The following is a 12379-nucleotide window of genomic DNA, read 5'->3' as shown; positions in this document are numbered from 1 at the left end:
TTAAACCTAATTGTTTATGCAAGCACTAATTTTTAATGAATCAAAAAATGCACAAGTGGAGGCGTGAGATATGGAGCTATTGGGCAACATTGCATGGGGGCTTATCGCAATAGTTGTATTGTTAGGGCTCGCTTTATTGCTTTCGGTGGACCGTAAGAATATTAATGTGAGGACTGTTTTAGGTGCGTTGGCAATTCAAGTTGCCATCGGTTTGCTTTTCCTCGGATGGGGTGTAGGTGAGGAAGTGCTGGCTGTGTTAAGTCAATTTGTAACCGGAATTTTAGGCGCTGCAGATGCAGGGATTGACTTTTTGTTCGGGGAAGACTTAATGGTGCTCAACGACGGCAACACGTTTTTCATTCATGTTTTATCTGTCATTATTTTCTTCGCTGCTTTAATGGGTGTCCTGTTCTATATAGGGTTTATGCCTTGGTTGATTAAAATTCTGGGCGGTATCATTTCAAAAGTCTTAGGGACGAGTAAAGTGGAATCCATTGCGGCAACAGCGAATATCTTCGTTGGGATTACGGAGTCTCCGCTTACGATTAAACCTTATTTGAATCAAATGACACGTTCGGAATTTTTTACGGTGATGACTGTTGGATTAGGGACTGTTGCCGGATCCGTCCTCGGAGGCCTAGTCGCCATGGGGGCACCGGTGGATTACTTGATCGTTGCGAGTTTTATGGCAGCCCCGGCTGGGCTTGTCATGGCTAAAATGGTCATTCCCGAATCAGAACACAGCAAGACGACGGATGATGTTAAACTTGAAAAAGACAAAGACACAAGAAATGTGATTGATGCAGCGGCAAGAGGGACAACCGATGGGTTGCGGTTGGCTTTAAACGTTGGTGCAATGGTGCTTGCCTTCGTATCGCTTGTGGAATTATTCGATATAGGATTGGGGCTCATCAGTCAAGATTTGACTATCGCTACCATATTCGGTTTTGTCTTTTCTCCATTGGCCTTCTTAATCGGTGTGCCTTGGGAACAAGCGATGTTAGTCGGCCAGATGATCGCGGAGAAAACGATTATTAACGAGTTCGTCGGGTTTGGGACGCTCATTGAAGCGATGGAAGCCGGGGCGATTACGGATCCGAGAACGATTGCAATTGCAACTTTTGCCCTAAGTGGGTTTGCCAATATCGGTACGATTGCGATTATGATCGGTGGTCTCGGCGCGCTTGTGCCGGAACGTCGGCAGGAAATTGCCCAGTACGGTCCGCGAGCGTTGATTGCAGCGATTCTCGGAAATTTGATGAACGGCGCGATTGCCGGCATGCTGATCCTTTAGAAAAAAAGACGACTGCAAACGATTCACACGTCCGAAGGTGGGCGTGTGTTTTTTTGTAAAAAAAACAGTTGCAAAATGACACAGGGTGTTATACTGTATATATAGATATAAACAGATGAACAGTTGAAGAGGTGTTCATGATGATAAGAGATGTTTTCCGATTGGCTTGGTCTGAATGGAAAAGTGTGAGCGTTCGGGGTGTGGTTAGCGCGCTTTTTGTCTTGATATGTTACGCCATTCTCTTAGCCTTTGTCGCGGGATTGGGAGAAGGTGAAGGAATAGTCCTGGGATTGGACTTTTGGTTTATTTTAGCGATTATCCTTTGGCTCGGCATGTCCCAGTTTAGCGGTGAGCCGTTTAATCTAACGAAGATGAACGATGACATACTTTCGACACCTTTTTATCGCTATATGAGGCGATTGCCGGTTTCGGAATTGTCCTTATTTCGCAGTCGTTTGCTCGTAAAAGCCGTCTATCTAACCGTGCTCATGTTGGCAATGGTTTCGTTGGCGGTCATCTTTGTCCCTGAACCATTTCCGTTTTCATTCGGAGATCAACCATTTATAAGTTTCGTGGCTTTTTGGATCGCTGTTGCCATGATTTCCACGATGAACGCGATCAATGAAATTGGGTACAACATGAAAGAGAATACGAAAATGAACCTGAAAGCAGCGGCATGGATGATCGGGTTTTTGGTTCTCTATCTTGTTATTTGGGTTTGGTTGGTTCCCTATAACGGAACGATTATGCGTTTTACGATTGACTATTCGGAAGCTCATCCCACAGTGATGTTGGCCATCGCCGGTGCCATTGTAATCGTAACGTTAGTGATCTTTGAATATTCAGGGAGACAAAAGATACGAAAACAAAGGAATGGGAGGTGAAAGATGTGAAGGACACATTTCGGTTAGCGTTGTTTGAATGGAAACAAACGAATGTGCGCGGTCATGTTCTTAGGTTGATGATCTGCGTGCTTTACGCTGGATTCATATATGTAATGGGAAGTATGGATCCAGGATGGAATGTTGCCAAAGGGTTTGTTGAGATCTCCTTCCTATATGCTTTCCTAACGCTAGGTAATCTACATCTCTGGGGCTTTAGATCGGAAGAGTTGTCGACATCGAAATGGTCGAGTCCTTACTATACGTATGCTAGTCGGCTCCCTATCCCGGAGAAGCGTTTATTTTATAGCAGAATGCTTGTGAAGGGTGTGCAAGCGCCAGTTATTATGACGCTGGGCATTTGTCTTGCAGCACTATTGACAAACGTGTTCCCGTTCACGTTTACTGATTCTGCTTTTTACAGCTTTCTTGCTTTTTGGGCCGCGATTGCTTTTATACCGACATACACGGCACTCGAAGAGATTGGGATATATTATCGAAAAAGAGTCCACCTTTATAGCGGAGCGTATTCTATCCTTTTCCTCTATTTATTAATCTATCTCGTTGTATGGGTTTGGCTTGTTCCTTTTGATGGCACGTTTATGGCATTTTCAATTTATCTGGCCGAAGAAGCAGATGTATGGTGGAATGTTGCCATCCCAATCATCATTGTTTCTATAACACTTCTCGTCTTCGTTTTTCTGGGTAGCAAACGCATCAACCGGAAGGGGGATGGCTATGGTGCTTCCAATAGAGGTCAATGAAGATGAGCAAACGCCGATTTATCACCAGATCGAAGAGCAAGTGAAAGCACTCATCGTGTCCGGTTACTTGCCGGCGGACACTGCCCTCCCGTCCATTCGCGCTCTCGCCGGTAATTTGGGTTGCAGCGTGATTACAACCCGGCGCGCGTATCAAAACCTAGAGCAGCAAGACTATATTAAAACGTACCGCGGCAAAGGGACGTTCGTTCGGGAAGTGACGCGAGAGAAACGCTCGATCTTAAAAGAGCAAGCGGTGCAGGACGCTCTCCGGCAAGCGGTGAAAACAGCCCGCCAACATGAGTATACAGATACAGAGATTCAGCGGTTATTGAACATCGTTTTGAGAGAGGAGAAATAAAGAAATGCAGACACTGATGTGCCAAAATATTGTCAGAAAGATGGGGGATGATTTTACGCTCGGTCCCATCAACCTAGAGATCCCCGCCGGTACTATTACAGCGGTAATCGGAAATAACGGTGCCGGGAAAACGACACTGTTTCAAGCGTTGAGCGGCGATTATCCGGGAGAAGGCGAAACGAACATCCATGGGCACAATATTCATAGCATTGCAGGAAAAGCTGCTCTCAGCTATGTTCCGCAAACGTTCCCGGAAGTGCTTCCTTTTCGCCTGCAACAACTGCGTGATTTACACGCCAAGCACGATGACACGTGGAGAGATGATCATTTTCAAGCTTACGTGCGACAGTTTGATCTTCCCCTCCGAAAAAGGATCAGCCAACTATCCGTTGGTTTACAACGGAAAGCGGTCCTTGCTTTGCAGCTTAGCCGCGATACATCGCTCTTGCTTCTCGATGAACCGTTTGCGGGCCTGGATATGGAAGGACAGACACAGTTAGAGAAAATGCTACTCCATAAAATGGAGGAAAATCCTGATTGCAGCATCGTTTTTGCAACACATATCGCGGATGAAGTACAGCGCCTCGCCGACTATATTGCGATCATGAAAAAAGGAAAAACACGGGAGCCGATGGAGAAAGATATACTCGCACAACAATTTAAGCGAATCTGGCTGGCGAGCCCCGTTACCGGAGTTGAAGAGGCACCCGGCATTCGAGAAGTAAGTGCTGAGGGAGCTCCGCCACAGATTTTAACGAGTGATGCCGAGGCAACGGAAAAATGGCTGGCAGACCAAGGGGTTCATATCGTGAAGCGTGCGAGTTTAAGCCTGCATGAAAGCTTGCCGATCATGCTTCGTGAGTCCGAAAGGACGGAAGTGTAAGCTATGCCGTCATTTATCACATTTGTGTTTTTGATTATTGTCGTTATTAATGCATTGCCGCTTTTGAAAAAGGATAAGCGAACGACGTGGAATTATTTTCGGGCCAGCGGAACGTTAGTGATCGTCCTCGTGGCATCGATTGCGATCACCAATCTTATCCTCTCGCCGTTTATAGGAGCACTTATTGTAGCTATTGGCATTATTTTTATGGAAAGGTCTGTGTACACAAAATGGGGATTGATTTCAGTTGGAAGCATCGCGCTAATTGTAGGAAGCCTTGCTTATTTTGCCTTTCGTGAAGATACACAGTACGTCGTTGACCATTTGTCCGAGGACGAGAATTCTTCCATGTATGTTGCCGAGAACGGCGAGGTACTTGTGAATCGTCAGGCTGATGAACAAAGGCCGCTGGCGAGTACGGTGAAAATCGTGGTTGCCGCTGCCTATGCAGAAGAAGTTGCTACAGGCGAAATCGATCCTGACGAAGCGGTAGCTCTGGAAGACCTGGAACGTTTCCATATGGAAAATACCGATGGCGGAGCGCACCCACTTTGGCTCGATCAACTGGTTAACGAAAACGAGGGTACCGTATCCCTCCAAGAAGTCGTCGAGGGCATGATCGTTTTTAGTTCGAACGCGAACACGGATTATTTAATTGAAACCATCGGTATCGAGTCTATCAATGAAAGACTTGAGACATGGGGGGTAACGGAGCATGATCCCGTCTATCCACTCGTAAGTCCATTACTCATGCTTGAAGACATTGGAGAAGAAGCGGCTTCACTATCGATGGAAGACTATCGTTCACAAGTTGAAACGTACCATGAAGCGATCGTTCAAGGTGAGTTTGCTGCCGGTGAAGAGGATTTCACGCTTTCAATGGATGAACAGAGGATGTGGTCGGATCGTTTGCCGGCAGCCACAGCCGCTTCATACGGGGAATGGCTACACGATATTCAGACAGGCGAGTGGTCCAATGAAGAAGCGGCAGCCATCCTTATGGACATATTGGAAGCGGGAACGGCTGATATCGAAGGCGTTGAATCTTTCGGACAAAAAGGTGGGTCGACGGCTTTTGTCCTGAATCAGGCGATGTATGCGACAACCGAGGATGGCAATGCCATGGAGCTGGTGGTTTTCAACGATGACCTCAGTTGGTGGCAAAGTTTTAAACTGGGGAGAAACTTGTCTATTTTTATCGAGCAATTTTTTGAAGATAAGACTTTTCGCGAAGAGACAATAGAAGCGATTGCTGATTGATTCACTAAATCCAAGGAGGAATTCCATGACACTCATGATTAACGATGTAAAAAAACAATTCGGCAAACACAAGGCTGTGGATGGCTTATCTCTTACGATAGAGAGAGGAAGCATGTTAGGCATGCTCGGGGCGAATGGAGCGGGCAAAACGACGACTTTTCGGATGATCTTAGGGTTGCTCGACCCGACCAACGGCTCTGTGACATGGGACGGAAAGCGCCTTTCTTATAAACGCACACACTTGGTTGGCTATCTCCCCGAAGAAAGAGGCTTATATCCGAAACTGACGGTGAAAGAACAGTTGATTTATTTGATGAGGCTCAAAGGGATGAAAAAGCCGGATATCGTAGAAGTTATGCGCGAATGGCTGGAAAAATTTCAAGTCCCACAATATGAAAATCAGAAAATCGAAGAACTATCGAAAGGCAATCAGCAAAAAATTCAATTTATCGCTGCCGTGCTGCACGATCCCGAGCTCTTAATTTTGGATGAACCGTTTAGCGGTCTCGATCCGGTGAACACGGATATGTTGCGTGATGCAGTGCAAGATTTACAGGCAAAAGGGACGACGATCGTTTTTTCCAGCCACCAGATGAGGAACGTGGAAGAGCTGTGCGAAGACCTTATTATGCTAAAACGTGGGGAGCCTGTCCTTCAAGGCAACTTGAAAGAGATTAAACGATCGTACGGCATGAAAAACATCAGTATTCGAGCGGACTATGATTTGCAGTTCTTAGACGATCACCCCGGGGTTTTAAGCCTGGATAATACGAAAGATGGGGCGACTGTAAAAGTGGAAAACGAACAAGTGGCTGAAGATCTTTTTTACACGATTGCCCAGGAAGGGTTTGTTCGCAAGTTTGAGGTTGAGGAGCCTTCTTTGCACGATATATTTGTAGATAAGGCAGGGGATGACGAAGATGAATAACTTTTGGATTACCGTCGGGCATACGGTGAGCAGACGTATAAAATCGAAAGCATTCATGTGGTCAACGTTAATTATGGTGCTTCTCATCATTGGATTGATGAACGCGGGCCAAATTATAGCGGTGTTTGCAGATGATGAAGAGGAGGACATCTCGGAACAGATCGCGGTCGTCGATGAAACGACGGATGATGATGTTGTCGGTGACATGCTTGAAAGCTATGAAGAAGGATCTTTTGAGTATGTGAACTATACCGATGGCGACGAAGAAGACGCGATCGCAGCGGCGGAAAACGAGGAATACAATTATGTACTCGCGTTAAGTGGCGATGCGGTCGATCTCAACGTTGATTTCTACGGCGATGATAATGATTTTATGATTGGCCAAGAGGTTAATCAAGATGTGCAAAATGTAAAAGAAACCGTCGTCACAAGCGAACTCGATTTAGATGAAGACGAACTCGAAATGATTCATGCGCCGATTTCTTTTCATGAACAGCCACTTACCCCGGATGGGGAAGTGCAAACCGAGGAATCGCAAATGCAAGCCTATTGGATGGTCTATGTATTGGTCATTGCGATTTACATTATCGTCATCACCTTTGGAACGATGATTGCTACTGAGGTGGCCACCGAGAAATCCTCTCGTGTCATGGAATTGATCGTGTCCAGTGTGAATCCCATCACGCAAATGTTAGGGAAGCTCGTGGGGATTGGCGTCGTTGGTCTCGTTAGTTTAGCCGCACTTGCGGCTGCAGCTGGCATAGGGATTACGATGAGTGATGATGAGCTATTGCAATCAATCATAGGGGAAGCCCCTGATATGTCTCTTTTGTTATACGCCTTGTTGTTTGTCATTCTCGGGTATTTTTTATACGGAGGTTTGGCAGCGATGCTTGGGGCGCTCGTCAGTCGGGCGGAGGAAGTTAACCAAGCCCTGCAACCATTAGTTATCGTTGCCATGATCGCGTTTTTCATCGCTATCTTCGGTCTAAATACACCGGATACGACGTTCATTCAAGTGATGTCCTACATTCCGTTCTTCGCACCGCAGCTTTTATTCTTAAGAATTGGGGTGGGAACGGTACCAATGTGGGAAGTGGCGCTGATTATCGGCATTCTGTTGCTAAGCGCGATCCTGTTTAACATTCTCGCTGCACGTATCTATAAAGGCGGCGTGCTCATGTATGGAAAATTCACGTTCAAAAACGGCATCAAGCAAGCCGTGACGATGTCGAGGAAAGAGAAAAATGAACAGGGGTAAGATTTAAATCGAAGATTCCTATTATTAGACTTTCCTATTATTTCATTCATGGTATAATAGAGGAACAATAGGCGAGCTTCATATGAGGGGTGGCGCTGCTTGTGTTCCCTTTTGGGATACTTCCCAAGAAGGGGGGTGGCGCTTATGAATACTGGTACGTTCTATGTTTTGTCCCTGATGATTTCATTTGGGGCGCTCGTAGCGTTTATCATGTCCAAGAAAAACAATAAAAATAACCCCTCATATGCTTTAGCAGGCGTTAAGGGGTTATTTTTACTCTAAGGCGTCACCCCTCTTATCGGGGTTCGCTCTATTGGGACCGCAGATGTTATCTGCGGTCTTTTCTTATGTTTCAATTATAACATGGTTTTTATGCAAAGCAAATAGAAAATGAGGGATGCTTCCGACTTTCAACACGCCGGGTCTTATCGTACAATGGGAGAAGATGTTATGTGTAGGATAAGAAGGAGGAGACCTAGTGAATTTCGATGAGATTATTGAACGCAGAAATACAAACTCCATGAAATGGGATCAATTAGAAGCGAAGTACCAAGATAGCGAGCTATGGCCGATGTGGGTGGCGGATATGGACTTTCGCGCCCCGGAACCGGTTTTGAAAGCATTGGACGATGTGACCAGACACGGTGTTTTTGGCTATCACCATCCGCCCCATTCGTTGCGACAGGCCATTCAAGACTGGACGTCACGACGGTTTGGCTGGGACATTAAACCGGAAGCGATGACCTTTACCCCGGGCGTCGTTCCTGCGATCCATCATTTAATCAATGCATATACGGATGAAGGGGATGGCATCATCATTCAAACGCCGGTGTATTTTCCTTTTTTTGCATTGCTGAGAAGCAATCGGCGTACGCTGCTTGAGAATCGGTTGGTCGAAGGAACGGATGGCAAGTACGAAATTGATTTTGACGATCTTGAAGCGCACATGAAAAACGGTGCGAAAATGATCATTCTTTGCAATCCCCATAACCCCGTCGGGCGCGTGTGGTCCGAATCAGAGCTGACGAAGATCGCGGAATTGTGCGCGCGTTATGACGTCACTGTTGTTTCTGATGAAATTCACGCCGACGTGATTTTACAAGGGAACCATACCCCGTTCGCCAAGCTGGAAACAGCGAAAGACTTGCAGGTAGCAACTTGCATGGCTCCGAGCAAAACATTTAACCTTGCGTCGTTACAGCTGTCTTATGTGATTTTCAATGACGGGGAAATGCAGAAGAGACTTGAGCAACAAATGCAACAAAATTTCACGGGGATTGGAAATCCATATTCATCAGCGGCTGCCGAAGCGGCGTACCGGCATGGGGAGCCATGGTTGGAAGAGCTTCTGAGTTATGTGCAAGGCAATGTTGACTATGTAAACGAACGTTTGCAAACAGAAATGCCAAGCATTGGTTTTGTAAAACCGGAAGCGACTTATTTGTTATGGCTTGATTTTCGAAAGCTGGAGTTAACGCAAGACGATTTGCAGAATTGGCTTAGAAAAGAAGGCAAAATCGCGTTGAATGACGGCCATACATTCGGAAAAGCCGGCAGCGGATTTGCCCGAATGAATGTTGCGTGTCCCCGCGAACATGTTGTTGAAGGGATGAATCGATTGAAGACAGCATATGATAAAAAAATGAACGATTAGATCCTTGTATTTTGAAATTTTTCTACTGAAATCCCATATTTTTTTACAAAAAAAGAGGAATTTAAGCATTTGTATAGAAGTGTGTGAATAGGCTAGTATAAAAGAGAGACTAGCTACGCATCGGTGAGGGACAGCTCCACATTGGCAAAGGAGAATTGTCTTATGATGGAAGAAAAGTTTAGTGAAGAACTAGTAGAAGAATTTCAAGCGTCTTTATACCGACCGCTTACGGATGAAGAGATTAAGTTTCTTTATTGGATTGGTGAGCAAAACACCACGAAAGCAATGATGAATGCTACCGAAAACAGTGTTGCAAGGACGGAATCTTTTGTTTGAAACATGGAGGCGCCTATGAAAACGTTTCGCCTGCGCGGTTTACATTTACTATTGGAAAAAGATAAAGAAGAACCGGAAGAAGAACCAGTCAGATTACAAGAAGGGCTCGTCATTAACCGCGAGGAAAGCGGCTGGTGGTTAGTTGAAGCGGTAGTGGCAGAATCGGGGGTTGCTACCTTTCAGCAATTATCAGAGGAAGATTGTGAAGTGGTGATGGAGGTACTCATCTCACACACGCAAAATGATCCGGCAACGATGGTTGGTCGTGTGCGATCTATCCGTTCGCTGACAGATCGTTATTCGATTTTAATCGACGGGAAAATGGCCTTAAAGAAAGAGGAAGTCTTTAATTACATTCTGGAGACGTTAATTGAAGACGGTTATTCAGGAGAAGAGCTGCTTACAGAGTTTAAAAAACGCAAACAAGATCGGGGGAGCTGGTCCCGGCATTTAGCTCGATCGTTATATAAACAATATCGTACACAGGGGTCTTCGCCCCTTGATCATGCCTGAATAAAGTGGCGGAAATGAAAGCAGAGGCTATAAAACATGATACACACATTCGCAGATTATTATGGAAATGAGGTCAGTCTCTCTTTTCGCCGTGAACCTTTTTCAGAGCAACCATGGCATGTGTTGGTGCTGTGCAGATACGAAAATCAGTGGCTGCTTACCAAGCATCCACGTCGTGGATTGGAATTTCCCGGTGGGAAAGTGGAAAAAGGGGAAGTGCCAGAAGGTGCTGCCATTCGGGAAGTGTGGGAAGAAACAGGAGCTCGGATTAATAATCTTCACTATCTAGGCCAATACGAAGTACGTGGGCGCTCTGACACGGTCGTGAAAAATGTATATTTTGCTGACATCGCATACTTACAAACAAAAAAAGGATATATGGAAACGAAGGGCCCTTCGTTGCTGGAAAGCCTCCCTGAAAAATTGGAAAATAACCGGGATTTCAGCTTCATCATGAAAGATAACGTATGGAAATTGGCTAAAGAATACGTAGAAAATTATCTTTTATAAGTATGGAGGCTACCGATGTAGGGGCGAGTTCACGACACACCTTATTCCTTTCCCAAAATTAAACATTTTTAAAGTGTAAGAAAAAAATCATCCATATGTGCAATGGATGATTTTAATTTCGGTTTCTCATCAAGAATTTTTCCAACATTGCCACAAGCTGATACATGATCGTGGCGAGGATTGCAACGAGAACAAGGCTTAACATGACCATATCAAAATTAAATACTTGGAAGCCATAGATGATCATATACCCAAGGCCTTCATTGGATACAAGGTATTCCCCGACAATCACCCCGACCCACGCAAGCCCGACGTTTACCTTTAAGGCTGATACCATTGCGGGGTAGGAAGCGGGTACAATGACATACCGAAACCGTTGCAGTTTGTTGGCACCAAACGTATCAATGACTTTAACCAGATTTTCGTCTGTTTCTTTAAACGCGCCGTAGATGACAAGGGTTGTAACGATAATCGAGATGAGAACGCCCATTGCAATGACGGATGTCATGCTTGCACCGAAAATAACGATGAGCATCGGTCCGAGGGCAACTTTGGGCGTCGCGTTCAAAACGACAATATACGGATCCAATACGCGCGACATAAAAGGGGACCACCATAGAAAGGCTGCAATCAATATGCCGCCGAACGTTCCGATCAAAAAGCCGAGGATCGTTTCCAGTACGGTGATGCCGATGTGTACATACAGCGTGTTATTTGCCAACATATCGACGAAAAGGTTCCATACACTGCTGGGTGAACTAAAGATCAAGGGGTCGATCCATTGCAATCGGCTCGCCAATTCCCACAAAGAGAAGAACGCGGCTAATATTACGATCTGACTGATGTGAACGAATAATTGCTCTCGTTTTAACCGCGAACGAAACTGTGCATGTTGTTCATTCAATTTCGGACTCAAGGTTTTCCAACTCCTTCCAGATCAATTGGAACCAATCCTGGAACGTTGGATGTTGACGTGCTTCAAGAGGCGACAAAATTTTAAGCTCTTCCGGCATCATAAAGATTTTTTTAATGGTAGCAGGCCGATTCGTCAGGAGAATAATCCGATCGGACATGGCAATCGCCTCACTGATGTCATGGGTTACGAGTAATGCCGTTTTTCTTTTTTCCTTTAATGTTTCGTGAATCAAGTCTTCCAATTTAAGTTTCGTTTGAAAATCCAATGCTGAAAAAGGTTCATCCAAAAGTAGCAATGAGGGCTTGGCGGCAAGTGTTCGAACGAGCGCAACCCTTTGCCTCATTCCTCCGGAAAGGGCGGCGGGCATATCATGTTCCCGGTCCGCCAGCCCCATTTGATCGAGCAAATCACGTGTATAGACCTGATTTTGTTGATTTTTCATTTTCGTAATCGTGAGCGCGATGTCTATGTTTTGGCCGATCGTTAACCAAGGAAAAAGATAATCCTGCTGCAACATATAGCCAACATCGGTATTTGTGTTCGTTATCGGGGCATCTTGGAGAAGAATTTCCCCTTCCGACTGTTCCATCAACCCTGCAATCATGGATAGAATGGTTGTTTTTCCGCAACCACTCGGACCAATAATGGAGAGAAATTCCCCTGTATTCACTTCCAAACTAACGTTTCGTATCGCCTCAAGGACGTTTTCACGAGAAAAAAAATGTTTTTCCACATCTCTCAATGCCAAAAGCGCCATACGTCATCTTGCCTCCTTCTTGCTAGCGCATGATGGTTGCGTACAGTTTCGAGATCTCGAAGGA

Annotated in this window: 15 protein-coding genes; 13 read left to right on the top strand and 2 right to left on the bottom strand. The window is 45.4% G+C overall.

Annotated features, from left to right (window positions below; all coding sequences use genetic code 11):
- Positions 1–70 precede the first annotated feature (70 nt).
- The 13 genes from HUG20_RS15995 to ytkD all read left to right on the top strand — a co-directional run bounded on the left by HUG20_RS15995 (position 71) and on the right by ytkD (position 10642).
- Positions 71–1294, top strand: coding sequence for a NupC/NupG family nucleoside CNT transporter (locus tag HUG20_RS15995; RefSeq protein WP_200085688.1), 1224 nt, complete (start codon positions 71–73; stop codon positions 1292–1294).
- Positions 1295–1431: 137 nt separating this feature from the next.
- Positions 1432–2178 (top strand): hypothetical protein, encoded by a 747-nt coding sequence (locus HUG20_RS15990; protein WP_200085687.1) that lies wholly within the window; start codon positions 1432–1434, stop codon positions 2176–2178.
- A gap of 5 nt (positions 2179–2183) precedes the next feature.
- Complete coding sequence (locus HUG20_RS15985; RefSeq protein WP_200085686.1) at positions 2184–2939, top strand: hypothetical protein; 756 nt, start codon at positions 2184–2186, stop codon at positions 2937–2939.
- The gene (locus HUG20_RS15980; RefSeq protein ID WP_200085685.1) at positions 2914–3297 is read left to right on the top strand and encodes a GntR family transcriptional regulator; all 384 of its coding nucleotides are present in this window, start codon (positions 2914–2916) and stop codon (positions 3295–3297) included. The genes HUG20_RS15985 and HUG20_RS15980 overlap by 26 nt, the downstream gene beginning before the upstream one ends.
- A gap of 4 nt (positions 3298–3301) precedes the next feature.
- On the top strand, positions 3302–4180 hold the full coding sequence (locus HUG20_RS15975; protein ID WP_200085684.1) for an ATP-binding cassette domain-containing protein: 879 nt from the start codon (positions 3302–3304) through the stop codon (positions 4178–4180).
- 3 nt (positions 4181–4183) lie between these two features.
- A complete protein-coding gene (locus HUG20_RS15970; protein ID WP_200085683.1) occupies positions 4184–5440 on the top strand; it encodes a serine hydrolase in 1257 nt (418 codons plus the stop codon).
- A gap of 25 nt (positions 5441–5465) precedes the next feature.
- Positions 5466–6368, top strand: a complete 903-nt coding sequence (locus HUG20_RS15965) for an ABC transporter ATP-binding protein (protein WP_200085682.1) — start codon at positions 5466–5468, stop codon at positions 6366–6368.
- Complete coding sequence (locus tag HUG20_RS15960; protein ID WP_200085681.1) at positions 6361–7629, top strand: ABC transporter permease; 1269 nt, start codon at positions 6361–6363, stop codon at positions 7627–7629. Before HUG20_RS15965 ends, HUG20_RS15960 begins: the two co-directional genes overlap by 8 nt.
- Before the next feature lie 144 nt (positions 7630–7773).
- The gene (locus HUG20_RS15955) at positions 7774–7911 is read left to right on the top strand and encodes a hypothetical protein (protein WP_200085680.1); all 138 of its coding nucleotides are present in this window, start codon (positions 7774–7776) and stop codon (positions 7909–7911) included.
- A 196-nt stretch (positions 7912–8107) separates the two neighbouring features.
- Entirely contained in the window at positions 8108–9283 is a 1176-nt protein-coding gene (locus HUG20_RS15950; RefSeq protein WP_200085679.1) for a MalY/PatB family protein, read from the top strand.
- A gap of 162 nt (positions 9284–9445) precedes the next feature.
- On the top strand, positions 9446–9619 hold the full coding sequence (locus HUG20_RS15945; RefSeq protein WP_200085678.1) for a hypothetical protein: 174 nt from the start codon (positions 9446–9448) through the stop codon (positions 9617–9619).
- Positions 9620–9634: 15 nt separating this feature from the next.
- Complete coding sequence (locus tag HUG20_RS15940; RefSeq protein ID WP_200085677.1) at positions 9635–10132, top strand: YwpF family protein; 498 nt, start codon at positions 9635–9637, stop codon at positions 10130–10132.
- Positions 10133–10171: 39 nt separating this feature from the next.
- The gene (ytkD, locus tag HUG20_RS15935; protein ID WP_200090550.1) at positions 10172–10642 is read left to right on the top strand and encodes an RNA deprotection pyrophosphohydrolase; all 471 of its coding nucleotides are present in this window, start codon (positions 10172–10174) and stop codon (positions 10640–10642) included.
- Between the two features lie 112 nt (positions 10643–10754).
- Here ytkD and HUG20_RS15930 read toward each other — a convergent pair whose 3' ends face one another.
- On the bottom strand, positions 10755–11558 hold the full coding sequence (locus HUG20_RS15930; protein ID WP_200085676.1) for an ABC transporter permease: 804 nt from the start codon (positions 11556–11558) through the stop codon (positions 10755–10757).
- Positions 11539–12315, bottom strand: a complete 777-nt coding sequence (locus HUG20_RS15925) for an ABC transporter ATP-binding protein (protein ID WP_200085675.1) — start codon at positions 12313–12315, stop codon at positions 11539–11541. Before HUG20_RS15925 ends, HUG20_RS15930 begins: the two co-directional genes overlap by 20 nt.
- Positions 12316–12379: the final 64 nt, after the last annotated feature.

Origin of the sequence: Salicibibacter cibi, assembly GCF_016495865.1 — a bacterium.
Taxonomy (GTDB): domain Bacteria; phylum Bacillota; class Bacilli; order Bacillales; family Marinococcaceae; genus Salicibibacter; species Salicibibacter cibi.
Note: the sequence above shows the minus strand (reverse complement) of the source record. Positions and strands in the feature narration are given on the sequence as shown.

Excerpts from the sequence above, each read along its gene's own strand:
- HUG20_RS15965 (WP_200085682.1), top strand. The coding sequence starts at position 5,466 with ATGACACTCATGATTAACGATGTAAAAAAACAATTCGGCAAACACAAG.
- HUG20_RS15995 (WP_200085688.1), top strand. The coding sequence starts at position 71 with ATGGAGCTATTGGGCAACATTGCATGGGGGCTTATCGCAATAGTTGTA.
- HUG20_RS15940 (WP_200085677.1), top strand. The coding sequence starts at position 9,635 with ATGAAAACGTTTCGCCTGCGCGGTTTACATTTACTATTGGAAAAAGAT.
- HUG20_RS15925 (WP_200085675.1), bottom strand. The coding sequence starts at position 12,315 with ATGGCGCTTTTGGCATTGAGAGATGTGGAAAAACATTTTTTTTCTCGT.
- HUG20_RS15990 (WP_200085687.1), top strand. The coding sequence starts at position 1,432 with ATGATGATAAGAGATGTTTTCCGATTGGCTTGGTCTGAATGGAAAAGT.
- HUG20_RS15945 (WP_200085678.1), top strand. The coding sequence starts at position 9,446 with ATGATGGAAGAAAAGTTTAGTGAAGAACTAGTAGAAGAATTTCAAGCG.
- HUG20_RS15975 (WP_200085684.1), top strand. The coding sequence starts at position 3,302 with ATGCAGACACTGATGTGCCAAAATATTGTCAGAAAGATGGGGGATGAT.
- HUG20_RS15955 (WP_200085680.1), top strand. The coding sequence starts at position 7,774 with ATGAATACTGGTACGTTCTATGTTTTGTCCCTGATGATTTCATTTGGG.
- HUG20_RS15980 (WP_200085685.1), top strand. The coding sequence starts at position 2,914 with ATGGTGCTTCCAATAGAGGTCAATGAAGATGAGCAAACGCCGATTTAT.
- HUG20_RS15970 (WP_200085683.1), top strand. The coding sequence starts at position 4,184 with ATGCCGTCATTTATCACATTTGTGTTTTTGATTATTGTCGTTATTAAT.
- HUG20_RS15960 (WP_200085681.1), top strand. The coding sequence starts at position 6,361 with ATGAATAACTTTTGGATTACCGTCGGGCATACGGTGAGCAGACGTATA.